The sequence below is a fragment of the Streptomyces cyaneus genome (assembly GCF_004028635.1).
Lineage (GTDB): Bacteria > Actinomycetota > Actinomycetes > Streptomycetales > Streptomycetaceae > Streptomyces > Streptomyces cyaneus.
Genome location: NZ_RQJW01000004.1, coordinates 587614 through 612795, shown reverse-complemented (window position 1 = coordinate 612795; position 25182 = coordinate 587614). Strand labels below are relative to the sequence as shown.

The following is a 25182-nucleotide window of genomic DNA, read 5'->3' as shown; positions in this document are numbered from 1 at the left end:
TGGTCGTGAAGGCGCTCTGCCCCGTCAAGACAGCTCGCACGCGGTCCGACCTGTGCGAATGCGAGACTGAGCGGTGGATGGCGGGAATCCGACGCCGTTCATGGCGGCGTACGACCACACGGAGGCGGGCGATGGACGAGGCACGGGCGCGGGACGTACTGGCCGCGGCGGGGGTGGTGGCCGTCCCGGCGCGAGGCGCGCGACTGCTCGCCCTGGGCGAGAACGCGGTGTTCGCCGCCGGTGACCTGGTCGTCAAGGTGGGTCGCGACGCCGAACTCCTGGGCCGGGCCCAGCGCGAACTGGACATCGCGGGCTGGCTGGCCGAGGCGGATGTGCCGGCGGTGCGGGCGGCCGAGTCCAAGGCGCTGCTGGTGGAGGGGCACCCGGTGACCGTGTGGCACCGGCTGCCCGATCCGGTACGGCCCGCCGAGCCACGGGATTTGGCCGAACTGCTACGGGTCGTGCACGCGTTGCCGGCACCCTCCTTCGCACTGCCGCCCCGTGAGTTGCTGGGCGGCGTGGAGCGGTGGCTGCGGCTGGCGGGCGACGCGATCGATCCGGCGGACGCGGCGTATCTGCGGGAGCGGCGGGACGGGTTCGCTGCGGCTGCGGCGGGGCTGACGCCCCGTCTGGTACCGGGGCCGATCCATGGGGACGCCCTGCCGCGCAATGTGCATGTCGGTCCGCACGGGCCGGTGCTGGTCGACCTGGAGACCTTCTCGGCCGACCTGCGTGAACATGACCTGGTGGTGATGGTCCTCTCCCGCGATCGGTACGGCCTTGCGGCCGCGGCGTACGACTCCTTCACCGCGGCCTATGGCTGGGACGTACGGGAGTGGGAGGGCTGCTCGGTGCTGCGGGGGGCTCGGGAGACTGCCAGTTGTGCGTGGGTGGCTCAGCATGCGCCGAGCAATCCGAAGGCGTTGGCGGAGTTCGAGCGGCGGGTGGCTTCACTCAGGGAGGAGGATGAGACGGTGCGGTGGTATTCGTTCTGAGCGCCCTCGCCCAGTCCCTGCTGATCCAGCGAGCCGCAGCCGCACGTCGTCGTGACGGTCAGGCGGGTTGGGCGAGTTCGGCGCGGCCGAACAGAAGCGCGTAGCCGGAGGGGAGCCGGCGCAGGATGCGGGTGAGCAGTTCGGGGCCGGCCAGGGCGGCGACGGTGGTGAGGACGGAGCCGGTGTCCCAGCGGGTGGTGGCGGGGGTGGCGCCGGTGCGAGTTGCGAGGTCCTTGACCATGGCCCAGCCGGTGAGGGGCTGGGTGTCAGGGATCTGTTCGGTGAGGATGCGTGCGGCTTCAAAGGGCAGGCGGGCGGCCAGTTCGACGCGTTCATCGCCCGTCAGCTGGCGTCCAAGTCCCGAAAGGACCAGGCGGACAGCTTCCTCGGCCCGTTCCCTGGTGGGATAGGCGCCTTCGTAACGGACCTTCTCCAGCATCTGCTCGAACGTCATCACGGACAGGTGCCGAAGCGGTGCACGCCGGTCGGACATCACTGCGGAGTTTGCCTTTCTCTCGCCGAGGTGGTGGTGCCGGTGTCCGGCGGAGCGTGCGGGCACCGGGTGGTGTGGGTGGTCAGGTGGGCTGGGGGCGGCCGAAGAGCAGGTCGTAGCCTGCGGGGAGCTGCAGCAGGATCTGCTTGAGCAGGTCGTCGTCGGCAGCGTCGGCGACGGTGCTGAGGACGGCGCTGACATCCCAGGCCGCGGTCTGCTCGGTGGCCCCCTCGATCCAGGCCGCCGTCGCCCGCACGAACCGCTCCGGTGGCAGCGGTTCGGCGCTCTGCAGCGGGCTGAGCAGGATCAGGGCGAAGTCTTCCGGCAGTCTCGCCGCCAGTTGGGCACGCACCTCGCCGACCAGGTGTGCGCCCAGCAGGGCGAGTACGACGCGGGCCGCGCGTTCTGCTTCCTGCGGGCTTCCGTACTCGCCGCGTTCCTTCACATGGTCGAGGAATGCTTCCCATCGCAGGGTCACGTCGGCCGCCACCCTTCTCTTCAGTTCCTTCTTCCGGTCCCGGGGGATGCGGAGGACGGGTGCGGGGGGGGAGGAGAACAGGTGCCCGTCCTCCGCCGACTGATCGGCCCGGGTCGACGGCTCAGCCGGAGATCTCCCGGCGGGTGGATTCCCCGCCGACGGTGATCTTGCGGGGCTTGGCTCGCTCGGCGATCGGGATGCGCAGGGTGAGCACCCCGGTGTCGTAGTCGGCCTTGATGTGCTCGGTGTCCAGCGTGTCCGCCAGCACGATCTGGCGGGAGAAGACGCCCAGCGGCCGCTCCGACAGCTCCATCTGCACGTCGTCGGCCTTCGCCACGGGGCGACGCTCGGCCCTGACGGTCAGCATGTTCCGCTCGACGTCGATGTCGATCGCCTCCGCGCTGACGCCGGGAAGGTCGAAGGCCACCACGTACTCGTCACCCTCGCGGTAGGCGTCCATCGCCATCGTGGACGGCCGCGACCAGGTGCCCGGGCCCATCATTTGCTGAGCCAGCCGGTCGAGCTCACGGAAGGGGTCGGTGCGCATCAACATCACGAAACACCTCCAGAAGGTTCAGGCAGTACCTGCCAATGCGCCTCGTTGAAACCGTTGTAACATGTCATCCAATGGATGACAAACATGATGTCGTCGAAAGGATGACGACCCTGAAGGGGGTGCCCATGGCAGCAGCCGACCAGTCGGCCTCTTCCAGCGCCGACACGCAGACGCCGGCTTCGTTTCTCGCCGCCGCGGCGGCCCTGGAGACCATCCACAACGCCCTGCACGCCGCCCAGCACGAGACCCCCGTCGGCCCCACCGCCCAGGTCACCGGCCCGGAGCAGGCCCTGGCCTCCCTCCTGCTGTTGCGGCAGGTGCGCGAGCAGCTCGCCGGATGGGAAACCGGCCTGATCGAAACAGCCCGCCACGCAGGCGCCAGCTGGGCCGACCTCGCCCATCCCCTCGGCGTCGCCAGCCGCCAGGCCGCCGAACGCCGCTATCTGCGCAACCGGCCCGGCCCCGCCGGAAGCACCGGCGAACAACGCGTCCAGGCCACCCGCGAGCGCCGCGCCGCCGACCGCACCCTCGCCACCTGGGCCCGCCACAACGCGGCCGGCCTGCGCCGCATCGCCGGCCAGATCACCGCACTCACCGACCTCCCCACCGCGGCCCGCCGCCCGCTCAGCCAACTCGACGCGGCCCTGGCCCATGACGACCCCACCGCCCTCATCCAGCCCCTGCACGCCACCCGGCCCCACCTGTCAGCGGCCCACCCCGACCTCGCCGCCCGACTCGACACCCTCACGAAGGACATGGCCTCGGCCGACACCCCCGACTGACCGGTGCACAGCGCAGGTACGCCCTCCGAGAGCGCATACAGGCGCTCAGCGCGTCAGCTCGCCGTCGACTTCCCTGTTCTGGATGCTGCGCGCGGCACGGCGCAGTTCGGTCAGGACTGTGCGGACTGCTGTGCGTGCCGTGCGCTCGGGTCGGTAGAGGGCGTCGATATGGCGTCGCGCCTGCACTCCGCTGAGCGGCCGCAGGGCCAGTGCCGGATGCGGGGGCATCGTCCAGCGCGGCATCAGGGCCAGGCCCCCGCCGGCCGCGACGGCCTCGGCCACCACCGCGAACTCGTTGATGCGGTGGGCCAGTTGGAGTCGGCGTCCGGCCGCGGCAGCGATGGCTTCGATGACCGCCAGCACCGGGAAGCCGTCGTGCACGGTGATCCACTGCTCGTCGGCCACGTCGCGTGGGCTGACGCGGCGCTTGGCGGCGAGCGGGTGATCGACGGGCATCGCCACGTCCAGCGGCTCGCGCAGCAACGTCGTCGCGGTCACCGTGTCCGGCCAGGGCGGGGCGTGGTCCAGGCGGTGGGCCAGGACGATGTCGTACTCCCGGGTGAGCCGGGGGAAGTCCTCCTGCGGTACGTCCTCGTCGGCCAGCCTCGGCATCGGCTTGCCCGGTCCGGCCAGCGCGCGGATCAGCAGCGGGAAGAACGCCGTGGCCGCACTGTGGAACGCCGCCACCGACACCTCCCCCTCCGGCCGCTCGACGAACTCCTCGACCGCGTGCCGCGCCCGCGCGAGCGCCGTCTCCACCTCGACGGCCGCCCCCGCCAGCGCCTGTCCGGCGTCGGTGAGCACCAGCCGGCGCCCCTGCCGCTCGGTGAGCGGCACCGGAATCGCGCGCTGCAGCAGCCGTAGCTGCTGGGAGATCGCCGACGGCGTCACCAACAGCGCCTCGGCGACCGCCGTGACACTGCCGAGTTCGCCGAGCTCCCGCAGGATCCTCAGCTGCCGTTCGTCCATCGCCTCAGTGTAGAGACGATGTAGGGCTGCTAAATGATCGTTTTAGAAGGTGGTACTGGGCTACAGGGTCGCCGCCAGTGCACGGTATGTGCGTGTCCGAGATCCGCCGTACCGATGCGGTACTCCTCCTTGTCGCGCTCGTCTGGGGTTCCAGCTATCTGTCGGCCCAGACGGCCACCGCCGCGCTCCCCGTCCTGCTGGTGCTGTTCGCCCGCTACGCCCTCTCCGCGCTCACCTGCCTCGGTGTCATCGCCTCCCGCAAGCGCGGGGCGCGCCGGTGGACGCGTGCCGAGCTGCGGGCCGGTGTGCCCCTGGGGGTGACCCAGGCCGCGGTCCTGCTCGTGGAGACGTACGGCGTCACCCACACCAGCGCCGCCAACGCCGGGCTCATCATCAGCCTGACCATCGTCCTCACCCCGCTCCTCGACCGCAGTGGCCACCGCGGCGCACTTCCCGTGTCCTTCTTCGCCGCGACCGGCGTGTGCGTCCTGGCCGTCGGGCTGCTGATGTCCGGCAACGGCTTCCACACGCCCCGTCTCGGCGACCTGCTGATGCTCGGCGCCGCGCTGATCCGGGCCGGGCATGTCGCGCTGGTCGGCCGCTTCACCACCGGGCGGGCCATCCGCCCACTGCACCTGACGACCGTGCAGACCCTCGTCGGCACGGCCCTGTTCCTGCCGGCCACTGCCCACGACCTGCCGACGCTCGCTCACGCGGCCCCGGCCACCTGGGCCCAGCTGATCTATCTCGCCCTGTTCTGCAGCGTGTTCGCCTTCCTCGCCCAGACCTGGGCCGTGCAGCGCACCTCCGCCAGCCGGGCCAGCCTGCTGCTCGGCACGGAGCCGGTCTGGGCCGTCGCGGTGGGCATCGCGCTCGGCGGTGAGCATCTCACCGCGCTCACGGGTCTCGGGGCGGCCCTGATGGTCGCCGGCACGTACTGGGGGCAGGCAGTGGAACGGGCACACCGAAGCGCACCGCAACGCCGACGCCCCTCACCCCACACCTCGCCCCACCCCCTCGACAAGGAATCGGAATGCCCGAAAGCACATACGACACCTACGACCACCTGATCTCCCTGCTCGACTCCTCCTCCGTCGACTACCGCCTCATCGACCACGAGCCCGAAGGCGCCACCGAGGCCGTCTGCGCCCTGCGCGGGCACCCGGCCTCCGAGGCCGCGAAGTGCATCGTGCTCCGGGTCAAGCTGGACCGCCGCACCACCCGTCATGTCCTGGCGGTCGTCCCCGGAGACCGCCGGGTGGACCTGGACGCCGTCCGGGCGCTGTTCGCCGCGCGCTACGTCGGCTTCAGCGAGCCGGAGACGGCCGAGCGGCTGGCCCGCGCCGTCCCCGGCACCGTCCTGCCGTTCAGCTTCGACCCCGACCTCGAACTGATCGCCGACCCGGACGTCGTGGCCCAGCCGAAGCTGTATTTCAACGCGGCCCGGCTCGACCGCTCGCTGCTCATCTCGGGCGCCGACTACGAGCGGCTGGCCAAGCCCCGGATCGAACGCATCGCGGCGCCCGCGTCGGTGTGACGGAGGGCGGCGCCGCACAGGCTCGGATCCCTGTGGCCACCGGCCACGGGTATTGGTGTGCCGAGCGCCAGCACGGCCCGGCCTGCCGGAACTGGGGCCCAGCCGGATCCAGGACCCGACCGAACCGGGCCTCGATCGAACCGGGGCCTCGACCGGACCAAAACTGCAACCGGTCTGCCCCGCGGCCCTCAGACCGTCTCGCCCGCCACCGTCTCCCCCGTCGGCTCCCTGAGCGGCCACGTCCCGTCGACCACCGCTGTCGCATCGCCCTTGCGGCGCAGGAAGCTCTGGAAGTCCGCCGCCCACTCGGCGTACCACTCGATCTGGCGGCGGTGCAGCTCCGCCGGGCCGAGGGCCGCGACCTTGGGGTGGCGGCCGGCTATCGCGCAGGCCAGCCGGGCCGCGGCGAGCGCGTCGGCGGAGGCGTCGTGCGCGGAGTCGAGCGAGATGCCGTACTCCCGGCAGACCGCTTCGAGGTTGCGCTTGCCGCGACGGTAGCGGTCGGCCCAGCGGTCGATGGTGTACGGGTCGATGACCGGGGCGGGATCCACGCCGCCCAGGCGGTCGCGCAGGGACGGCAGTCCGTATCGCCGCAGTTCGGCGGAGAGCAGGCTCAGGTCGAAGGCCGCGTTGTAGGCGACGACGGGTACGCCCGTCTTCCAGTACGTCGCGAGGACGTCGGCGATGGTGTCCGCCACCTGGTCGGCCGGGCGGCCCTCAGTGGCCGCACGCTCATTGCTGATGCCGTGGACCGCGACCGCGTCCGCCGGGATCTCCACGCCCGGATCCGCCAGCCACTCCTTGTGCCCTAGGGTCTGCCCGTCCCTGACCTCGATCACGGCGCCCGTGACGATGCGCGCCTCGCGCGGATCGGTCCCGGTCGTCTCCAGGTCGAAGCCGATCAGCAGCTCCCGGTGCCAGCCCATGGGCGGTCCCCCTTCTTGGTGGTGCTTTCCCCCAGTGGTCTCCACCCTCCCATGCGCCACTGACAATCAGAGGACCGCATTCCGCTTCCGCGGTGGGACAGTGCTTCCACGGCCGGACGGCGCTTCCACAGTGGGACATTCCACAGTGGGACAGTTCAGGACACCGGTCTCGAATCCGCCCACATGAGCTCGAACTCCTCGCGATACGTCGGGAAAAGCCCACTTGGGTCGATCTCTTCAGACTTGACCACCCGGCTGCCGTTGCGCAGCACCAGGGCCGGCGCCTCCAGCCCTCGGGTGCGCCGCAGATAGGACTGCACGATCGCGATGCCGTCGGAGCCGTCGCCGTCCACGAGGTACGCCGTGAAGCGGGGCGTCTCGTCGAAGACCTGGATCTCGAAGGCGCCCGGGTCCCGCAGCCGGGACCGCACCCGGCGCATGTGCAGGATGTTCATCTCGACCGCGCGGCTCAACTCGCCCCGCTTGATGCCGAGTTCGCGCTCGCGCCGCTTCACCGCGCTGGAGGCCGGGTTGAGGAACAGCAGCCGCACCCGGCAGCCGGACTCGGCGAGGCGCACCAGGCGTCGACCGGAGAAGTTCTGTACGAGCAGGTTGAGGCCGATGCCGATGGCGTCGAGCCGGCGCGCGCCGCCGAAGATGTCCTCGGCCGGGAACTGGCGCAGCAGCCGTACCCGGTCGGGGTGCACCGCGACCACATCGGCGTACCGGTCGCCGACCAGGTCCTCTACCGCGTCGACGGGCAGCCGGCGGGCGGAGGGTACGTCGCCGCCCGCGCCGAGGATCTCGAGCAGGCGCGCCGAGGCCCGCTCGGCCTGGTTCAGGACCGCCTCGGACAGGGCGCGGTTGCGCGAGACGACGTTCCGGGTCACTTCGAGTTCGTCCAGGGCGAGTTCGACGTCCCGACGGTCGTCGACGTACGGCTCGAAGCACGGCCAGTGCTGCACCATCAGCTCGCGCAGCTGCGGCAGCGTGAGGAAGCTGAGGACGTTGTCGTCGGCCGGGTCGAGCAAGTAGCCCTTGCGGCGGCTGACTTCGCGGACGGCGACCGCGCGCTGGACCCACTCCTGACCGGCCGGTCCGGCCGCCGCCACCACCCAGTCGTCGCCGTGGACGGGTTCGTAGATGGGGCGCAGAACAGCGGCCACGACCGCGCGCAGCCGCTGTTCGACGAGGTTCAGCCAGATGTAGGCCCGGCCGGCGCGCTGGGCGCGTGTACGCACCTCGCGCCAGGCGTCGGTGTCCCAGTCCAGCTCCGGGCCGATGGAGTTGGTCTCCATCGGCCTGGCCAGGGACACCGCGCCGGGCGGGACGTCTGTGGAGTTCCCCTCGTGACCCTCGTCACCAGGGGGCAACTCCAGCCCTCCCGAGCCCACCCGCGCACCGCCTTCCGCTCCCCCGAGCACTCCCCGTCTCAACGATCAAGGAAGGGTACTCCGGGAGCGGTCGACGGTGCAGCCGGATGGACAGGGTCGTTTCTCAACTGCGGGGCCGCCAGTGGCCGTTCTGCCAGGCGAGCTCGCTCGGAGTGAGCGGATTCATAGCCGTCACGTCACGCGGGACGATGGAGAATCCCTGCCAGTGAACCGGCATGGGCTGCTGGTCCTCGTCCCGGGCGATGTGGTGGAAGCCCACGTTCATCCAGACGATCGGGTGCGTGAGGTTCTGGCCACCGACCCACTTGTCGACGGACTTGGGGTGGCCGTTCCCGCAACCGGGGTTGTTCGTGGCGAACTTCTCGCACTTGTTGTACTCGGTGACGTACATGTCGTGCTTGGTGAAGCTGCGGCCCGGGTACTTGGTGCTGGCGCCGGGGACGATCTCGTACGAGCGCGCGTGGCCGTCCTTGTTCTTGCCGGTCGCGCTGACCGCGCGCCACCAGCGGTACGCCTTGGCGTCGCCCGCGAGTTCCTTGGTGACCTTGGTGCTGGTGGTCTTGGTCTTCGGGGCGGGGGCGCCGGCGGAGGGCGCGGTCACGGCGGAGTCGTACTGCTCGATCCGGTTCTTGGTGGAACCGTCGAGGCCGAAGTCGAGCCGCCAGAAGACGTTGTGGCTGTGGCTGGTGGCCTTGGCCGTGTTGCCCTTGCCTATGGGCCAGCCGCGGCCGTCGCCGGCGTCGTAGTCGTCCCAGGAGAGGCTGCCGGTCGCGCCGACGTTCATGGTGACCGTGCCGTCGTCCTGGAAGCGCCACTCGGTCATGTACTCGTACCAGCCGACCTGGTTGACCGTGTAGACGAGCAGGTCCTTGCTCTGCGCCTGGTAGACCTTGCTCGCGCTGTCACCCTGCATGCGGTAGGCGTGCCCACGCGCGCGCGTGGTGGTGCACAGGCCCTTGACGTTCTGGTTCTGCGGATCCCAGGCCTCCGGGACCTTGACGGACTTGATGGTGCCGCCGGGGCACTCGGCGGGGTTGAGGGTCATCAGTCCCTGGGCGAAGCCGAAGCCCGTCAGGTCGTCGTACTCGACGCTGCCGTCGTCGTACGGGACGTGGATCTGCCCGAGCCTGGCGCTGTTGAGGACCTTGATCGGCTTGGCCTCGCCCTTGGGCTGGTAGGAGATGTTCTCCAGGACGAGCCCGGCCTTGCCGTCGTAGCGCCAGCACATCCGCCAGGTCGTGCCGCCGGTGAGCTTCTGCTCGATGCGGTAGGCGGCGCTGCACTCGGCGGCGGGTGCCGGGGCGTTCTTCGGCTGTGCGGAGGCGGGTCCGGCGCCGGTCGTCGCGCCGGCGGCCAGGGCGGCCACCGACAGGCCCACGGCAGCGCCCTTGCGGGCACGGCTCATTCTCCGCGGCGGGACGCCGCTGATCGAACTCTTTACGCGCATGAAGAAATGACTCCCTTACAGGAGGTGCAAGTGCATGGGATGCGAGTTGGAAAAGTGAACGGAGAGCGGCTCAGCGCATGTCGAGCTTGGCGACCTTGCGGGCGCTCAGGTCGATCACGAAGGACCGGGCGTCGATCCAGGGCCCGTTCTTGACCTTCGGGAACAGCCGCACGCACCGGTGTTCGCCGCACTTGTCGAGTACGGCGGGCTGGGCGCCCGGAGCGGCCCGGTACACGGCGCCGTTGAGCAGCAGCTGGTCCGGGGAGGTGAGCTCCTTGTCGGTGGCGTCCTTGTAGTCCGCCTTCATGCCCGCGCCCAGCGGGTCGGCGATCAGGAGCTCGGCCGCCTCGGCGTACTCGGCACGGCTCAGCGGTGGCTGGACACCGTGCTCGGTGGTGCTCTGCTCGACCTTCCCGGTGTCGAGGTTGACGGTCCTGGTGACGAGCGCGTCGGCCTTGTAGTCGTAGAACGTCACCTCGGCCCGGCGCGGTGCGCTCCGGCCGTCGACTTCGGCGGCGTCCGGCTCGGCGAGATCGACGCCGACGCGCTGCGGGCCTCGGTCGCCCTCGACGTTCTCGCCGCCGTTGCGCAGCTGCGGGCTCGCCGCGAGCTTCGCGGCCCGTTCCATCTCGTCATCGGTCAGCGGGTCGTCGCCCGTGCCCTTGTCACCCTCGCTGGGCGCCTCCTCGACGACGCCCGGCGGTACCGCGTCGGCGCCCTGTCCCGGGGCCGTCTGCTGGGCGGTCTGACCGCCGTTGTTCCCTCCCGTGTCGTCGGCCCCGGCCGTCCCCGGCAGGGTGATTCCGACCATCACGGCGGTTCCGGCCACCGCAATGGCCGCACCTGCCACCACCTTGCCCAGATGGCGGTGCACTATCTTGCGCACATCTTCCCCCTACTCCCCCTACATCCCCGGGAGTACGTGTTGGCCCCACCGGGTACGCCACTATCTGGCACACCCGCGTCTGCACTGGTCGACCGGTAAGAGGGACGTAAGTCATAGGTGGTTCCATCACTTTCGGGGAGACTCGACGGCAAGGCGCCCCCGACGGCGAGGTCCAGCTGAAAGAGTCGTGTCCATGCAGGTCTGGCCTGGAGAGGCATATCCACTCGGTGCCACCTACGACGGCGCCGGCACCAATTTCGCGGTCTTCACGGAGGCCGCGGACCGAGTAGAGCTGTGTCTGCTGCACGACGACGGCTCGGAGACGGCGGTGGAACTGCGGGAGAGCGACGCCTTCGTGCGGCACGCGTACGTGCCGGGCGTCATGCCAGGACAGCGGTACGGCTTGCGGGTGCACGGCCCATACGCCCCGGAGCGCGGTCAGCGCTGCAACTCCGCGAAGCTGCTGCTCGACCCGTACGCCAAGGCGGTCAGCGGCTCGATCCGCTGGGGCGAGGAGGTGTACGGCTACCACTTCGACAAACCCGACCGGCGCAACGACCTGGACTCGGCGCCGCACACGATGTCGTCGGTCGTGGTCAACCCGTACTTCGACTGGGGCGACGACCGGCGGCCGCGCACCGAGTACCACCACACAGTGATCTACGAGGCCCATGTGAAGGGCCTCACGATGCGCCACCCGGGCCTGCCCGAGGAACTGCGCGGCACCTACGCCGCCCTCGCGCACCCGGCGGTCATCGAGCACCTCACCGAGCTGGGCGTGACGGCGCTGGAGCTGATGCCGGTCCACCAGTTCGTGAACGACCACCGCCTCGTCGACATGGGCCTGAACAACTACTGGGGCTACAACACGATCGGCTTCTTCGCCCCGCACAACGCGTACGCCTCCTGGGGCGACCGCGGCCAGCAGGTCCTGGAGTTCAAGTCGGCGGTGCGGGCGCTGCACGAGGCCGGTATCGAGGTCATCCTCGACGTGGTCTACAACCACACCGCCGAGGGCAACCACCTGGGCCCCACGCTGTCCTTCCGGGGCCTGGACAACCAGCGCTACTACCGGCTCACGGACGACCCGCGCTACTACATGGACACCACGGGCACCGGAAACTCCCTGCTCATGCGGTCCCCGCACGTCCTGCAGCTGATCATGGACTCGCTGCGCTACTGGGTCACCGAGATGCACGTCGACGGCTTCCGCTTCGACCTCGCGGCCACGCTGGCGAGGCAGTTCCACGAGGTGGACCGGCTGTCGTCGTTCTTCGATCTGGTGCAGCAGGACCCGGTGGTCTCCCAGGTGAAGCTGATCGCCGAGCCGTGGGACGTGGGCGAGGGCGGCTACCAGGTGGGCAACTTCCCGCCTCTGTGGACCGAGTGGAACGGCAAGTACCGCGACACCGTACGGGACCTGTGGCGCGGAGAGCCGCGCGCGCTGGCCGAGTTCGCGTCCCGGCTGACGGGCTCCTCCGACCTCTACCAGGACGACGGGCGTCGCCCGCTGGCCTCCATCAACTTCGTGACCTGCCACGACGGGTTCACGCTGCACGACCTCGTCTCGTACAACGACAAGCACAACCACGCCAACGGCGAGGACAACCGGGACGGCGAGAGCCACAACCGGTCCTGGAACTGCGGGGCGGAGGGCGAGACCGACGACCCGGCGGTCCTCGAGCTGCGCGCCCGCCAGATGCGGAACTTCATCGCCACGCTGATGCTGTCCCAGGGCGTGCCGATGCTCAGCCACGGCGACGAGTTCGCGCGCACCCAGCGCGGGAACAACAACGCCTACTGCCAGGACAGTGAGCTGGCGTGGATCGATTGGCCGCAGGACAGCGCCGAGGACGGGGAGGAAGGCTCGGCCGGCGAGGGCGCGAACGGGCTGCCCCGCGAGCTGCTCGCCTTCACGCGCGCGATGGTGTGGCTACGGCGGGACCATCCGGTCTTCCGCAGGCGACGCTTCTTCCACGGGCGGCCCGTGGAGGGCACCCACGACGACCTGTCGGACATCGCCTGGTTCACACCGCAGGGCAAGGAGATGGCCCAGCGGGACTGGGACCGGGCGCAGGCGTCGACGCTGACGGTCTTCCTCAACGGCAACGCGATCTCGGAGCCGGGGGCGCGCGGCGAGCGCATCACCGACGACTCGTTCCTGCTGATGTTCAACGCCTCCCCCAAGACCCTCGACTTCGTCGTGCCGGTCAACCACGGCCGCCAGTGGCAGGTGGTCGTCGACACCGCCCGCACGGACGGGGTGCCGCCGGGAACCGGAGCGAAGGTGCAGGCCGGGGACCGGCTGACGCTGGTGGACCGCAGTCTGACGGTGTTGCAGCGGCCGGTCTAGAGCGGCGTGTCGGTGGGTGCCTGCCCGGTCCCGGTCCCAGTCCCGGTTCCGGTCTCGTCCTCGTCGGGCACGCGCGCGTGGAGGTGGCTTTCGACGGCGCGTGCGGTGTACGACGCCGGGCGCGCCGTCAGCGCTGTCGCGCAGGCGAGCGCGGCGGCGAGGCTCGCCGCCCCGAAGGCAGCCCCGGGGCCGTACGACTCGGCCAGGCGGCCGGTGACGGCGACCGCGAGGGCCTGCCCGCCGACGAGCGCGCTCGTCGCGAACGCCATCGCCTCCGCGAGCCGCTCCGGTGGAACCACGCGCTCGGTGAGCCCGAACAGCGTGATGAGGTGTGGGGCGTAGGCGGTGCCGAGGACGGTGACGACCGCGTAGTGGGCGGGGAGGCTGCCGGTCCACAGGAGGGGCAGCGAGAGCAGGAACGCCGCCGCGGTCGCTGCTCGCCACCGGGCGTTCAGCCCCACGCGGGCGGGCACCGCGGCCATGGAGAGCCCGGCGACAGCGCTCATCACTCCCATGGCGGCGTATACGAGGCCTGCCTGCTCCGGCTGGCCGAGACGCTGGGTGAGGGCGGTGATGCCGGCCTGGCAGGCGCCGAACATGGCGCCTTGGAGGGCGAGGGCGGCTCGCAGGGCGTGGATGGAGCGGGGGATGGACGTCGGGACGGGACTGGATCGTCGCGCCGGCTGCGTAGGGACGGCACCGGATCGTTGCGTCGCGGGCGCAGGGACGGCACCGTCTCGTCCTGCCGAGGGCGTTGGGACGGCACCGGATCGTTGCGTCGCGGGCGTAGGGACGGCACCGGATCGTCGCCCCGCGCGCGTCCGGACGGAACCGGACCGTCCATCCGTCGACGTGGCGACGGGCCCGGACCGCCGTGCCACCACCGCCGTCCGATGCAGCGCGAAGCCGGTGCCGCACAGGCCCACCAGCACCGCGGCGCCACCCAGCGCGTACCCAGGATGTGCCGTCACGGCAGCCAGACCGACGAACGCCGGCCCAAGGACGAACGAGATCTCGTCCAACGTGCTCTCGAAGGAGAGCGCCGCGCCCACAGTGCTCTCCCGAGTCCCGGCACGACGCGCGAGAGCGACAAGACGCGCTCGCGCCATGGGGCCGATCTGCGGCACCGTCGCCCCGGCCACTGCCCCGAGCACGGCCAGCACCGCCGCCGGCAGCCGCGCAAGCGCTCCGGCGACCAAACCGGCGATCGCGAGGGCGTTGGCGAGGGAGAAGGCGAGCACGACCGTCCGCTGGCCGTGCCGGTCGGCGAGTCGGCCCACCGGCGGGCCGCAGGCCACCTGCCCGATGGCGAGCGCGCCACCGGTCAGCCCCGCGGCGGTCAGGGAACCGCTCGTCCGCGCGACCAGCAGCACGCTGCCGAACTGGACGGTGGCGGTCGGCAGCCGGGCCAGGAAGGACATGACCGGCAGCAGCGGCCCGGTCAGGCCGATCACCTCGCGGTAGGTCGCCGACGTACCGACTCGGCCGCCTGCACCGCCTGCACCGCCTCGACCACTCGTCCCCGTCTTTCCCATCGCTCGAAGCTAGGCACGCGCGTGGGCCCACGTGGAGGGGACGATGACACGAAGGGCGGCAGGGCGGGTACGTAGCTTTCCATGACACCTGAGCGACCTGACCCGATGGTGCCGACCGCAACCTACCGGCTGCAGCTACAGCCAGAGTTCCCGTTCGGGGCCGCGGCGGCGGCCGTGCCGTATCTGGCCTCGCTCGGCGTCTCGCACCTGCACCTGTCCCCCGTCCTGGAGGCGGTCCCGGGGTCGGGGCACGGCTACGACGTCGTGGACCACGCGCGCGTGCGCGAGGAACTGGGCGGCGAGGAGGAGCTGCGCGCGCTGGCGCGTACCGCGCGCGAGCACGGCCTGGGCCTGGTCGTGGACATCGTGCCGAACCACATGGCCATGGCCCCGCGGCACAACCGCGCCCTGTGGGAGGTGCTGCGCGAGGGCCCCAAGTCGCCGTACGCGAGGTGGTTCGACATCGACTGGGAGGCGCAGGGCGGCCAGGTGCTGCTGCCGGTGCTGGGGCACCCGCTGGGCGAGGAGCTCGGGCGTATGGAGGTGGACGGCGACGTCCTGCGGTACTACGACCATGTGTTCCCGCTGCGCGAGGGCACCGAGGAGCTGCCGCTGCCGCAGCTCCTGGACGCCCAGTGGTACCGGCCGGTGTGGTGGCGGCTGGCCCGTACCGAGCTCAACTACAGGCGGTTCTTCAGCATCTCGGAGCTGATCGGGCTGCGGGTCGAGGACCCGGAGGTGTTCGAGGCCACGCACGCCAAGATCCTCCAGCTCCTGCACGAGGGCGTGATCGACGGGCTGCGCATCGACCATCCCGACGGCCTCGCCGACCCCGACGGTTATCTCCGGCGCCTCCACGAGGCGACCGGCGGGCGCTGGACGGTCGTGGAGAAGATCCTGTCGGACGGGGAGCACCTGCCCGCCTCCTGGCCCGTCGCAGGCACCACTGGCTACGACGCCCTGCGGCAGGTCGACGGCCTGTTCACCGACCCGGCGGGGTTCGGGGAACTCCTCGGCCAGTACCGGCGGTTCGCGGCCCCGCAGACGGACCGGGGCGGTGACTGGGAGGCGACGGTGCGGCGGGCGGCGTACAAGGTCCTCACGCACGAGCTGGCCACCGAGATCGACCGGCTGACGAGGGTGGCGCACCGCGTGTGTGCCACGTCCCCGGAGCCCGCGCTGCGCGACCGTGCGCCCTGGGCGCTGCGCACCGCGCTGCAGGAACTCCTCGTCCGGCTGGAGGTCTACCGGCCGTACGCCTCCGGTGACGCGGCCCGTGTGGTCACCGAGGAGGCCGCTGCCGAGGCCCGGCTCGCCTTCGTCGTGCCCGAGGAGGCCGGCGCGGTCGATGTCGTGCGCGAGCTGGTGCTCGGGCGGGCCGGGGACGGGCCGGAGCACGTGGAGTTCCGGACGCGGTTCGCGCAGACCGCGTCGGCGCTGCGGGCCAAGTCCGTGGAGGACACGGCGTTCTACCGGTATGTGCCGCTGCTGTCGGCGACCGAGGTGGGCGGGAATCCGGGGAGCCCTGCCGTCTCGCCCGAGGAGTTCCACGCCTACTGCGCGCGCGTGCAGCGCGACTGGCCCGTGACCGGGACGGCCGTGTCGACGCACGACACCAAGCGCAGTGGCGATGTACGGGCCGCACTGGCCGTGCTCACCGAGTGCCCGGAGCGCTGGGCGGACGTCCTGACCGAGGTGACACGCGACGGCGAGGGCGTCCCCGACGCGCAACTGGCATGGGCGGCCTGGCAGACGGTGTTCGGGCTGGGCGAGGCGGCCGTGGACCGCGTGCAGGGCGCCCTGTTGAAGCATGTGCGGGAGGCGGGACTGTTCACGAGCTGGACGGAGCAGGAGCCGCCGTACGAGGAGGCGGTAGCGGAGTTCGTCGCGGCGGGGCCGTGTGGGGGGCCGTACGCGCGCGTGGCCGCATTCCGGGGCGCCCTGGAGCCGCACATCCGGGCCAACATGCTGGGCACGGCCCTGGCCCAGCTGACGATGCCGGGCGTCCCCGATGTCTACCAGGGCACCGAGGGCGAGTACCGGGCGCTGGTCGACCCGGACAACCGGCGGGCTGTGCGCTTCCCGCACGAGGATCCCGGCGAGAAGGGCGCGGTGACGGCGGCAGCGCTACGGCTGCGCAGGCGTCGCCCCGATGTGTTCGGTGACTCGGCGTCGTACGCGCCCTTGGCCGCCGAGGGGCCGTCAGCCGCGCACTGTGTGGCCTTCGTGCGCTCCGGCGAGGTGGTCACCGCCGTGACCCGGCTGTCGCTGCGGCTGGCGCGCTCGGGCGGCTGGCGTGACACGCTGCTGCCGCTGCCGCCGGGGCGGTGGGCCGACGTGCTGGCTCCGGAGCGGGAGTTCAGCGGGCACACGCGCGTTGAGGAGCTGTTCGGGCGGCTGCCGGTGGCGTTGCTGGAGCGGGTCGGCGTGGAGGAGTCGCCGTGAGCGGGGCCCGAGCGGCCGTGCTGCCGTGCTGCCGTACGGCGTTCCCATGGAGCGCGTGCTCGGGCGCGTAGGGCTGCCTCGCGCGCCGTGGTGTCCTGTCGGCGACCGGCTCGGGCCCGCGCACACTCCCGGGGCTCGGGCACGACGGCCGGCGCATGGTGACGAGCGTCGACGCCCTCGTCGCGCCGAGGCTGCCGACAGCCGCATGGGCGGCCGGAAGTGGCGTGAACGGGTTGAAACCGGGCCGGCCACCCGGGCAGGACGGCCCTGGCACTCCCGCTGACGCCGGTCGCCGCGTACCTGCTGGGGGCAAATGCAACTGGGCGCCCCCTGGAGCCTCCCCCGTGAACTCCTTGACACATAAACCAGACCATGGGGTACTGCGGATTGCGAAGCAGGGCGGACGTGACGGGGGTGAGTCTCCTGCCGGAGCTGCGTTACCCCACGCTGACCGAACTGATCCTGTCCGCCCGAGCGTTGGCCGCTCACCGGCCCGACCTGTGCGTACTCAGACAGGTGGGGGCCTCCCGCGCGGGTAGACCCCTACATCTGCTGTCCATCGGTCACGCCCGACGCGCCGTACTGGTGGTCGCGGGTGCGCACTCCAACGAACCGACGGGGAGTTCCACCCTTCTCGCGGTCGCCGAACGGGTCATGCACGAGCGGGAGTTGCGGGACGACATCTCCTGGCACTTCCTGCTGTGCGCGGATCCCGACGGGGCGAGTCTGCATGTCACTCCGGCGCCCCGCAGCCTGTTCGAGTACCACCGCGGCTTCTTCCGGCCCGCGGCCCCGGAGCAGCCGGAGTGGGCACCGGCCGCGTTGCCGCCCCACCGGCTGCCGCCCGAGACGCGCGTGCTGACCCGGGTCATCGACGAACTGCGCCCCTACCTCCAGGTGACCCTGCACGGCACCGATCTGGGCGGCAGCTGGGTGCAGTTGACGAAGGACGTCCCCGGGCTCGCCGAGCCGTTCGCGAAGTCGGCGGCCCAGCTGCACATCCCGGTGGAGACCGGCGCCTCGGACGCGGCGGGCTGGCCCGCGGCCGGGCCCGGGGTGCACGTGATGCCGGCGCCGGGCGCGGGCGCGGCGTATCCGAGCATGCCGGACGACGCGCGCAGCAGCACCTGGTATCACGTGCACCGCTACGGCGGCCTGACCGCGGTCGTCGAGGTGCCGATGTGGGCCAGCGACCTGGTGGACGACCCGGCGCCGCATCCGGCCCCGGCCAGGGCGATGCGACGGCTGGCGGCCCGGCTGCTGCGGGACGCGCTGCAGGTGGAGCGGGTCCTTGGCGAGGCGCTCCCCCGCCTGGACGGCGTCGACGGGCCCCTTTTGCGAGCCGCGAAGTGGTCGCTGGAGCTGGTGCCGGGGCTGGCCGCCGACTGGATGCACACGCCGCCCGCCGACGACACCATGGCGTACGTCGGGAGCGTGGACGCCTTCGGGCGGCGGCTGCCGCTGCGGGCGGCGGCCATGCTGCTGCGTGTCCTGCAGGAGACCGGCGACCGCGCGGCACCGCCGCTCGAACGCCTCGTGGCGACCTGGAGCGACGCCTTCGCCGAACGCTTCCGCGCCCGCTGGGTGCCCTTGGAGCACCAGGTCGAGCACCAGTCCCGGACGGTCGTCGCGGCAGCGCTGCACGCACGTGACCGAGCGGCGTGAGCCACGCCGCGGCATCCGCGGCCGGGACGCGGCACACGCGCGTGCAGCACCGTCCGGTACGGCGTCAGCCGTCCACAGCGAACACCGCGCCCGTGCGCGCCGACAGCCCGCAACCGTTCGAGAACGTCTCCCGGTACTCGACCGGGCGCCCGTTCCACTCTCCGCGCGCGTGGGCGGTCACCGGCGCGTAGATCATCGGGCAGAAGGCGTCCTTCCGCTGGAGTCGGCCGATGTCGCCGCCCACCCTGTCGAGCTGTTCGCAGGCCTCGGCCGCCTTGCCGTGGCCCTGCGGCGGATCGCACAGCAGCAGCCGGCCGGGCGCCTCGCTGTGGGGGGCGTCACCACGGGTGACCGTGACGAAGAGCCAGTTGCCGGGGTCGGAGTCCTGAGCCGTCGCCTGGGGCGCGGCGGCGCCGAGGGCGAGGGCGGCGGCTGCCGTGAGCAGAGCGCCTCGTACGGCTGTGATGCGTTGCGTCATTCCCGATGCATCGGCACGGCTGCCCCGGCATTCCAGCCCGACTCACCCGAACGGGAGCACGCGGGCGCGTACCGCCCGGCCAGTTCGAACGCGGCGAGCACCACCCGCGACTGGTACTCCACCTGGCGCGCGACAGGTATCCAACGCGCCCCGCAGCCGTCGCGGTAGTCGTCGCACCACTCGTCGAGGAGCCGCTCCAGTTCCGGCAGCACCCGGGCCGGGTCACGCCCGGCGCCGGTCACGAGCTGGTGCAGCAGTCCGGCCGTGCGCAGGGCCAGGCGCCGCCCGGCGATGCGCAGGGCGGCCAGATGGGCGGTGCTGAGCGGCGGAAGCGGGCGTGCGCCGCCGACGTCCTCGACGTCGGGGTCCCAGGTGTCGGCGAGCCCGGGGCAGACCAGTAAATAGTCGTCGACCGGGGCGAGCAGCCGGGCCGTCTCCGGTCCGGCGGGAAGGTGCGGCCGCAGGCGCTCCAGCAGCCGATTCAGGACGCGGGTGTCGTGGCGCAGGGTGTGACTCACCATCCGCAGGACCGTTTCCTCATCGGCGTGCGGGGCACCGTCCTCCACGGCGGCCACGCCCCACATGGGGGCCTCGACGACCGCCGTGACGGTGCCGTGCCGGTGCGGATGGAACCACGTCGACTCGACGGCCGCCTCGGTGATGGCGGCGGCCAGATCGCCCCGGCGGGGCCTTGGGATCCGGTAGACGGCGGGTCCCAGTGCCGGCCAGTACAGGGTGTCGTAGGGGCCGAGCTCGCGTGGGATGCCGAGGCGGGCGGCGGTGTGCGCGACGCGCTGGGCGAGGCCGGGCAGGTCGTGGGTCAGCTCGACGAAGCCGCCGCCGACGTCGACGCCGTGCAGGGAGCACTGGAGGAAGGGCCGCAGTTCGTCCTGGAGGTCGAGCAGGGTGCGGGTCTCGGGCAGTGTGGCGGCGTCGGCACCGTCGGGCAGCCATTCGGGCTGCTCCAGGAATCCGGGCCGGAAGAAGTTCCGGAAGTAGCCGCCGAGGGCGTACGGGCCGTGCAGCCAGCCCTCGTTGCGGCGCAGACCGTCGGGATCCAGGCACAGCAGCAGGTTCCAGGTGGCGTCGGCGCCCTCGTGCAGGCGGGGGTCGGCGAGCACCCGTTCGGCCAGCCGCAGCACGGTGGCGCCGCCCACCGGTTCGTTGGCGTGCGGGCCGGCCACGATGAGGGCCTGGCGGTTGCCGTGGCCTACGGACAGCAGCAACAGGGGCGTGCCCGCGCGGGACGTCCCCACCCGGCGCAGCCGTGCGTCACGGGGGCGGCGGGCGACGAGCGCGGCCGCCCGGGCGCCCAGCTCGTCGACGGTCGGGTAGCGGAGGAGTGGCGGCAGGGCACACCTCCACAATGCGGTGCCGTCGATTCACCTGGTGTGCACGGTGTACGCACAGTCAGTCACGAGTTGACGACTACGTCAACACCACAGAGGGCAAAGGGACTTGAGTCAACGCTTCAAGTAATGCCGGGGCCAGAGCTAAGGTTCGGCTCAGTTCGCGGCGAGGCGGAACGACATCCGGCCGAAGCCGACCTGGTCGCCCTCGCGGACCACGACGGCACCGATGACCCGTCGGCCGTTCACCGTGGTTCCGTTGGTGGAGCCGAGGTCACGCAGCACCCATATGCCGGCCTGATGGCTCAGTTCGGCGTGCACGCGGGACACCGTCTCGTGGGTCAGCCGCAGCCCGTTGGCGGGGTCGCGACCGATGCGCAGCGGATGACCGGTCGCGGGGTGGGGCAGCAGCAGCTTGGGCAGCCGCTCGGCCTGCCATGCCCTGCGCAGCCGCACGGTGAAGCCGGAGATCGCCTCGACCGAGCCGAACACCAGACGCGACATGCGGCTCTCGACGGGCAGGTCGGCGGTGAGTACGGCGAGCTCGTCCGCGCGGCGGGCGGCAAGGGCCAGTTCCATGCGCCGTACGAACGTGTCGTGCGACAGCCGGCCCATGGCGACGCCGTCACGGAGCACCTTCAGCGCCTTGTCGCGCTCCGCGTCGGAGAGCCGCGCGGGGTAGGTATTGAACTCGAAAGACGACGTCACGGAGCTGATTGTCGGTCAGTGGACCCACGGTGTCCAGAAAACGGGGAAACGGCCGCCACACACGCGTGATCGACGGCACCGGCCACGACACCTGCCACAAAAGGGAAGATTCAAAAGCGGATTGATCTAGTTTGAAGCACCATGGACGGGCTACATCACGGTGAGCAGACGAAGGGGAACCGTCCGTGCAGTTCGAGGTGTGGGCACCGCAGGCCGACCGTGTGACGCTGCATTGCGAGGGCGCCACGCGCGCGTTGGAGCGCGATCCCGATCGCGCGGGATGGTGGTGGGGGGAGGCGGAGGCGCGGGACGGCACGCGGTACGGCTTCGCGCTCGACGACGGCCCCGTGCTGCCCGATCCGCGCTCGCGCCGGCAGCCGGACGGCCCTGACGGGCTCAGCGCGATCGTCGACCACGGGCGGTACGAGTGGCGTACCGAGTGGGCGGGCAGGCCACTGCCCGGCGCGGTGCTGTACGAGCTGCACGTGGGCACGTACACGCGCGAGGGCACGCTGGACGCGGCCGCCGATCGGCTCGGACACCTCGTCGAACTGGGCGTCACGCACATCGAGTTGATGCCACTGTGCCCCTTCCCGGGGCGAAACGGCTGGGGATACGAGGGCGTCTCCCTCTGGGCCGTGCACGAGCCGTACGGCGGGCCCGAGGCGCTGAAACGCTTCGTCGACCGGGCGCACGAAGTGGGCCTGGGCGTGGTCCTCGACGTCGTGCACAACCACTTCGGCCCGTCCGGTAACTACCTGCCTGCCTTCGGGCCCTACCTCACGGACAAGCACCACACCCCCTGGGGTTCCGCCGTCAACCTGGACGCGCCCGGCTCGGACGAGGTGCGCGCGTATCTCCTGGAGAGCTCGCTGGCCTGGCTGCGGGACTACCGGATCGACGGGCTGCGCCTGGACGCGGTGCACGCGCTCAAGGACACGCGCGCGTGCCACTTCCTCGAGGAGCTGTCGACAGCGGTCGACGGCCTGGCCGCCGACCTCGACCGGCCGCTGTATCTGATCGCCGAGTCCGACCTCAACGACCCTCGGCTCATCACCGCGCGCGAGGAGGGCGGCGTCGGTCTGCACGCGCAGTGGAACGACGACTTCCACCACACCCTGCACGCCGCGCTGACCGGCGAGTCCCAGGGCTACTACGCCGACTTCGCCCGCGCCCCCATGGCAGGCCTCGCCAAGACCCTCACCGGCGGCTACTTCCACGACGGGACGTACTCGAGCTTCCGGGGCCGGCGCCACGGGCGCCCCCTGGACCGTACGCGCGTCGCGGCGCACCGTCTCCTCGGCTACAGCCAGACCCATGACCAGGTGGGCAATCGGGCCCAGGGCGACCGTCTCGCGGCCTGTCTCTCCCCCGGCCTGCTGGCCTGCGCGGCCACGCTGACACTGACCGCGCCGTTCACGCCGATGCTGTTCATGGGCGAGGAGTGGGCCGCGGGCACGCCCTGGCAGTTCTTCACCGACCACACCGATCCGGAGCTCGCCGAAGCCGTACGGCGCGGCAGGCGGCGAGAGTTCGCGGAGCACGGCTGGGCCGAGGAGGACGTGCCCGACCCGCAGGACCCGTCGACGCGGGACCGCTCGTGCCTCGACTGGTCCGAGCTCGAAGGCGAGCACCACGCGCGCGTGCTGGCCTGGTACCGCCGTCTCATCGCCCTGCGCCACGAGCAGCCCGACCTCACGGATCCCGACCTCGCGGACACCAAGGTGGCCTACGACGAGCAGGAGCGCTGGCTCGCCTTCCGGCGCGGCGACGTACGCGTGGCCGTCAACCTCGCCAAGAATCCGGCGGCGATCCCCCTGGGGCCCCGCCAGGCGGCCGTACTTGCCGCGTGGGTGCCCGTGCAGGCGCCGGGCGCGGACGGGGTGCTGCATGTGCCCGGGGAGTCGGGCGTGGTGCTGTTGCAGGGGTGAGCGGCCTGACGCTGTTGCTGGGGTGAGCGGGCGGCCGGGGGCGGGAGAGTCCGCGTATGCGGCGCCGTGTCCGTATCCGCGTCTACAGCTCCTCGTCCGCCTCCTCCGTCTCGTCCTCCCTGAACTCCGTCACGCGCTCCAGGAGGATCGCCTCCCACGCGTGCCGCAGCTGCACCCTCAGCAGCGGGAGCGGCGTGTCGCCCTTGCCGTCGAGGCGGTCCGCGAGGCGGACGAGCGCGTCGCAGCGGGCGAGCCAGAGGCCGCGCAGGCAGGGGCGGGCGCCGTAGCCGGCGAGGGTGGCGGCGCGGACGGCGGCCGGGGAGCCGACGGCCAGGGCGAGGCCGGCGATGTCCTCGGCGGGGTCGCCGAGCACGGTGTCGGCCCAGCCGAGGACGCCGCGCACCCGGCCGTCGGCGCTGACGACGAGGTGGTCGCCGGTGAGGGCGTGGTGGACGAGGACCGCGGTGCCGGGCTGGGCCGCGAGCTGCACGGCGGCCGGCTGGGTGAGCTGGCGCAGACGGGCGGCGTCGAACTCGTCGGCGTCGGCGAGGCGCCCGGCGGCACGCTCGGCGGCGCGGCGCAGGGCCTCCAGCGAGCGCGGCGCAGCGCGCGGCACCCCCAGCGTCTCGGCCTGCCGGACCGGGACCTCGCGCAGCCCCGTGAGCAGCCCGGCCAAGTCGGCCTCCCCGAGGGCGGACACCTCGTGCTGCCCGCCGGCCCCGCCGGGCACCTTGGTGTCCAGGGTGTAGGTCAGCCCGGGCGCCCACTCCCCGTACGCGACGCTCGTCGGCACCGCGACCGGGACGTGCGGGCGGACGAGGTCGCGCAGGCGCAGCTCGCGGCGCTGGCGGGCAGCGGCCTCGCGGTCGGGGGCGAGGCGCAGGACATGGCGGGTGCCGACCCACCAAGTGGCGGGTTCGGCGCCCGCGGCGGCGGGCCGGACCTCGGGTCCGGCCGAGTCGTCCACGCCGTCCTTGAGCAGGGAACGGACCAGTCGGCGGACGGTGTCCGCGGTGGGTGTCGGTGCCTGGGTCATGGTCGCGCCGTTGTCGCTCGGGGGTCTACGGGGGCTCCTTGCGCCGGGATCGGTCACCGGGTCAGTCCACTATGACCATCTCGCGGGTCGTGTCGTTGAGGCGCCGGCCGCCGTCCTCGGTGACCGTCACGATGTCCTCGATGCGCACCCCGAAGCGTCCGGGCAGATAGACGCCGGGCTCCACGGAGAAGCACATACCGGGCACCAGGGGCTGCTCCTCACCCTCGATCATGTACGGCGGCTCGTGCGTGGTGACGCCGATGCCGTGCCCGGTGCGGTGGATGAAGTACTCGCCGTACCCGGCGTCCGCGATGACCGCGCGGGCGGCCCGGTCGACCTCCTGACAGGCGACGCCGGGCCGTACGGCGCGGTAGCCCGCCTCCTGGGCCTGGCGCACCAGGTCGTGCACCCGGCGCTCCTCGTCGGTGGGTTCGCCGACGTGGACCGTGCGGGAGGTGTCGGAGCCGTAGCCGTCCTTCAGGCCGCCGAAGTCGAGGACGACCATGTCGCCGCGTTCGATCACGCGGTCGCCCACCTCGTGGTGCGGGTTGGCGCCGTTCGGGCCGGAGGCGACGATGGTGAAGTCGACCTGGGAGTGTCCGAAGCGGCGCAGCAGGTGGGCGAGGTCGGCGGCGACCTCGGACTCGCGGCGGCCGCCGAAGGGAACCTTCCGGATCTCCTCGAACGTTGCGTCTGCGGCCGCACCCGCGGCCGCCAACAGCTCCAGCTCGGCGGTGTCCTTGACGGCCCGCAGCATCGGCAGGGCGTCGGTGAGGGAGGCGTAGGAGGTGCCGGGCAGCGCTTTCTGCAGGGCCAGCAGATGCAGCGCCCAGGCGTTGTCGCTGATGCCGAACCGGCCGCTCGCGTCGAGGAGGGCGGCGGTGGCGGCGTAAGGGTCCTTGCCGTCGGTCCAGTCGCGCAGGGCCAGACCGGGCACGCCGACGGCCTTCGCGGCGTCCGGGGCCTCCAGGGCGGGGACGACGAGGACGGGGTCCTGGCCGGGGACGAGGACCAGCAGGGTGAGGCGCTCGGTCTCCGCGGTGGGCGCGTAGCCGGTGAGCCACACCAGGTCCGGGCCGGGTGCCACCAGGAGGCCGGCCAGACCGGCGTCCGCCGCCGCCCGCGCGGCACGGTCTCTACGGGCCCGGTAGTCGTCGGCGGTGAAGGGCGCGGGTGCGGTGCCGGTCATCCGGGCCTCCCTGGGCGCGTGAAAGGACTA

At 71.9% G+C, this 25182-nt stretch carries 22 protein-coding genes; 8 read left to right on the top strand and 14 right to left on the bottom strand.

The annotated features are described in order from the left end of the window. The first annotated feature begins 131 nt into the window (after nt 1-131). Nucleotides 132-995: a phosphotransferase enzyme family protein gene (locus EHO50_RS18020; protein WP_128431153.1), complete on the top strand. Its 864-nt coding sequence runs from the start codon at nt 132-134 to the stop codon at nt 993-995. Nucleotides 996-1053: 58 nt separating this feature from the next. Here the strand turns inward: EHO50_RS18020 and EHO50_RS18015 are convergent, their stop codons facing one another. The 3 genes from EHO50_RS18015 to EHO50_RS18005 all read right to left on the bottom strand — a co-directional run bounded on the left by EHO50_RS18015 (nt 1054) and on the right by EHO50_RS18005 (nt 2519). Then, nucleotides 1054-1488, bottom strand: a complete 435-nt coding sequence (locus EHO50_RS18015; protein ID WP_128431152.1) for a DUF2267 domain-containing protein — start codon at nt 1486-1488, stop codon at nt 1054-1056. Between the two features lie 82 nt (nt 1489-1570). Then, nucleotides 1571-1966, bottom strand: a complete 396-nt coding sequence (locus EHO50_RS18010) for a DUF2267 domain-containing protein (protein WP_128431151.1) — start codon at nt 1964-1966, stop codon at nt 1571-1573. 121 nt (nt 1967-2087) lie between these two features. Continuing rightward, a complete protein-coding gene (locus EHO50_RS18005; RefSeq protein ID WP_128431150.1) occupies nt 2088-2519 on the bottom strand; it encodes an Hsp20/alpha crystallin family protein in 432 nt (143 codons plus the stop codon). Nucleotides 2520-2647: 128 nt separating this feature from the next. Here EHO50_RS18005 and EHO50_RS18000 point away from each other — a divergent pair, with 128 nt between their 5' ends. Continuing rightward, on the top strand, nt 2648-3304 hold the full coding sequence (locus tag EHO50_RS18000) for a type III effector protein (protein ID WP_128431149.1): 657 nt from the start codon (nt 2648-2650) through the stop codon (nt 3302-3304). A 45-nt stretch (nt 3305-3349) separates the two neighbouring features. Here the strand turns inward: EHO50_RS18000 and EHO50_RS17995 are convergent, their stop codons facing one another. After that, nucleotides 3350-4273 (bottom strand): LysR family transcriptional regulator, encoded by a 924-nt coding sequence (locus EHO50_RS17995; protein WP_128431148.1) that lies wholly within the window; start codon nt 4271-4273, stop codon nt 3350-3352. Nucleotides 4274-4365: 92 nt separating this feature from the next. Between EHO50_RS17995 and EHO50_RS17990 the strand changes: the two genes are divergently transcribed. Together EHO50_RS17990 and EHO50_RS17985 are read left to right on the top strand one after the other, a co-directional pair. Further along, entirely contained in the window at nt 4366-5343 is a 978-nt protein-coding gene (locus EHO50_RS17990; protein ID WP_128431147.1) for a DMT family transporter, read from the top strand. Next, nucleotides 5307-5810: a YbaK/EbsC family protein gene (locus EHO50_RS17985; RefSeq protein WP_128431146.1), complete on the top strand. Its 504-nt coding sequence runs from the start codon at nt 5307-5309 to the stop codon at nt 5808-5810. The genes EHO50_RS17990 and EHO50_RS17985 overlap by 37 nt, the downstream gene beginning before the upstream one ends. Before the next feature lie 188 nt (nt 5811-5998). Here EHO50_RS17985 and EHO50_RS17980 read toward each other — a convergent pair whose 3' ends face one another. From EHO50_RS17980 to EHO50_RS17965, 4 genes are all read right to left on the bottom strand, one after another. Beyond that, the gene (locus tag EHO50_RS17980; RefSeq protein WP_128431145.1) at nt 5999-6736 is read right to left on the bottom strand and encodes a 3'-5' exonuclease; all 738 of its coding nucleotides are present in this window, start codon (nt 6734-6736) and stop codon (nt 5999-6001) included. 155 nt (nt 6737-6891) lie between these two features. Then, nucleotides 6892-8130: an SAV2148 family HEPN domain-containing protein gene (locus EHO50_RS17975; RefSeq protein WP_128431144.1), complete on the bottom strand. Its 1239-nt coding sequence runs from the start codon at nt 8128-8130 to the stop codon at nt 6892-6894. Between the two features lie 103 nt (nt 8131-8233). Continuing rightward, complete coding sequence (locus EHO50_RS17970; RefSeq protein WP_164904874.1) at nt 8234-9577, bottom strand: copper amine oxidase; 1344 nt, start codon at nt 9575-9577, stop codon at nt 8234-8236. Between the two features lie 70 nt (nt 9578-9647). Further along, the gene (locus tag EHO50_RS17965) at nt 9648-10463 is read right to left on the bottom strand and encodes a Tat pathway signal sequence domain protein (RefSeq protein WP_128431143.1); all 816 of its coding nucleotides are present in this window, start codon (nt 10461-10463) and stop codon (nt 9648-9650) included. Nucleotides 10464-10656: 193 nt separating this feature from the next. On the opposite strand from EHO50_RS17965, the gene glgX reads away from it, so the two are divergent. After that, nucleotides 10657-12816, top strand: a complete 2160-nt coding sequence (gene glgX, locus EHO50_RS17960) for a glycogen debranching protein GlgX (RefSeq protein WP_128431142.1) — start codon at nt 10657-10659, stop codon at nt 12814-12816. Here glgX and EHO50_RS17955 read toward each other — a convergent pair. Continuing rightward, nucleotides 12813-14351 carry an MFS transporter gene (locus EHO50_RS17955; RefSeq protein WP_425472207.1) on the bottom strand — a complete coding sequence of 513 codons (1539 nt, stop codon included), beginning with the start codon at nt 14349-14351 and terminating at the stop codon, nt 12813-12815. The two genes, glgX and EHO50_RS17955, sit on opposite strands and share 4 nt — an antisense overlap. Before the next feature lie 105 nt (nt 14352-14456). Between EHO50_RS17955 and treY the strand changes: the two genes are divergently transcribed. Together treY and EHO50_RS17945 are read left to right on the top strand one after the other, a co-directional pair. Then, nucleotides 14457-16796, top strand: coding sequence for a malto-oligosyltrehalose synthase (gene treY / locus EHO50_RS17950; RefSeq protein ID WP_246101213.1), 2340 nt, complete (start codon nt 14457-14459; stop codon nt 16794-16796). Nucleotides 16797-17210: 414 nt separating this feature from the next. Continuing rightward, a complete protein-coding gene (locus EHO50_RS17945; RefSeq protein ID WP_128431290.1) occupies nt 17211-18461 on the top strand; it encodes a M14 family zinc carboxypeptidase in 1251 nt (416 codons plus the stop codon). 64 nt (nt 18462-18525) lie between these two features. Here the strand turns inward: EHO50_RS17945 and EHO50_RS17940 are convergent, their stop codons facing one another. The 3 genes from EHO50_RS17940 to EHO50_RS17930 all read right to left on the bottom strand — a co-directional run bounded on the left by EHO50_RS17940 (nt 18526) and on the right by EHO50_RS17930 (nt 20996). Next, nucleotides 18526-18939 (bottom strand): SSI family serine proteinase inhibitor, encoded by a 414-nt coding sequence (locus tag EHO50_RS17940; RefSeq protein ID WP_128431140.1) that lies wholly within the window; start codon nt 18937-18939, stop codon nt 18526-18528. Further along, nucleotides 18936-20306: a M14 family zinc carboxypeptidase gene (locus EHO50_RS17935; protein WP_128431139.1), complete on the bottom strand. Its 1371-nt coding sequence runs from the start codon at nt 20304-20306 to the stop codon at nt 18936-18938. The genes EHO50_RS17940 and EHO50_RS17935 overlap by 4 nt, the downstream gene beginning before the upstream one ends. A gap of 138 nt (nt 20307-20444) precedes the next feature. After that, complete coding sequence (locus tag EHO50_RS17930) at nt 20445-20996, bottom strand: FHA domain-containing protein (protein WP_128431138.1); 552 nt, start codon at nt 20994-20996, stop codon at nt 20445-20447. 185 nt (nt 20997-21181) lie between these two features. On the opposite strand from EHO50_RS17930, the gene treZ reads away from it, so the two are divergent. Next, entirely contained in the window at nt 21182-22927 is a 1746-nt protein-coding gene (gene treZ / locus EHO50_RS17925) for a malto-oligosyltrehalose trehalohydrolase (protein ID WP_128431137.1), read from the top strand. An 82-nt stretch (nt 22928-23009) separates the two neighbouring features. Here treZ and EHO50_RS17920 read toward each other — a convergent pair whose 3' ends face one another. Both EHO50_RS17920 and EHO50_RS17915 read right to left on the bottom strand, forming a co-directional pair. After that, a complete protein-coding gene (locus EHO50_RS17920; protein WP_128431136.1) occupies nt 23010-23963 on the bottom strand; it encodes an aminoglycoside phosphotransferase family protein in 954 nt (317 codons plus the stop codon). Between the two features lie 61 nt (nt 23964-24024). Next, nucleotides 24025-25152: an aminopeptidase P family protein gene (locus tag EHO50_RS17915; RefSeq protein WP_128431135.1), complete on the bottom strand. Its 1128-nt coding sequence runs from the start codon at nt 25150-25152 to the stop codon at nt 24025-24027. Nucleotides 25153-25182: the final 30 nt, after the last annotated feature.

Bases quoted from the DNA above. Each gene is read 5' to 3' on its own strand.
- glgX (WP_128431142.1), top strand. From the start codon at position 10,657: ATGCAGGTCTGGCCTGGAGAGGCATATCCACTCGGTGCCACCTACGAC.
- EHO50_RS17985 (WP_128431146.1), top strand. From the start codon at position 5,307: ATGCCCGAAAGCACATACGACACCTACGACCACCTGATCTCCCTGCTC.
- EHO50_RS17970 (WP_164904874.1), bottom strand. From the start codon at position 9,577: ATGCGCGTAAAGAGTTCGATCAGCGGCGTCCCGCCGCGGAGAATGAGC.
- EHO50_RS17920 (WP_128431136.1), bottom strand. From the start codon at position 23,963: ATGACCCAGGCACCGACACCCACCGCGGACACCGTCCGCCGACTGGTC.
- EHO50_RS17940 (WP_128431140.1), bottom strand. From the start codon at position 18,939: ATGACGCAACGCATCACAGCCGTACGAGGCGCTCTGCTCACGGCAGCC.
- EHO50_RS18015 (WP_128431152.1), bottom strand. From the start codon at position 1,488: ATGTCCGACCGGCGTGCACCGCTTCGGCACCTGTCCGTGATGACGTTC.
- EHO50_RS17915 (WP_128431135.1), bottom strand. From the start codon at position 25,152: ATGACCGGCACCGCACCCGCGCCCTTCACCGCCGACGACTACCGGGCC.
- treY (WP_246101213.1), top strand. From the start codon at position 14,457: ATGGTGCCGACCGCAACCTACCGGCTGCAGCTACAGCCAGAGTTCCCG.
- EHO50_RS18005 (WP_128431150.1), bottom strand. From the start codon at position 2,519: ATGTTGATGCGCACCGACCCCTTCCGTGAGCTCGACCGGCTGGCTCAG.
- EHO50_RS17980 (WP_128431145.1), bottom strand. From the start codon at position 6,736: ATGGGCTGGCACCGGGAGCTGCTGATCGGCTTCGACCTGGAGACGACC.
- EHO50_RS18020 (WP_128431153.1), top strand. From the start codon at position 132: ATGGACGAGGCACGGGCGCGGGACGTACTGGCCGCGGCGGGGGTGGTG.
- EHO50_RS17995 (WP_128431148.1), bottom strand. From the start codon at position 4,273: ATGGACGAACGGCAGCTGAGGATCCTGCGGGAGCTCGGCGAACTCGGC.
- EHO50_RS18000 (WP_128431149.1), top strand. From the start codon at position 2,648: ATGGCAGCAGCCGACCAGTCGGCCTCTTCCAGCGCCGACACGCAGACG.
- EHO50_RS17955 (WP_425472207.1), bottom strand. From the start codon at position 14,351: ATGGGAAAGACGGGGACGAGTGGTCGAGGCGGTGCAGGCGGTGCAGGC.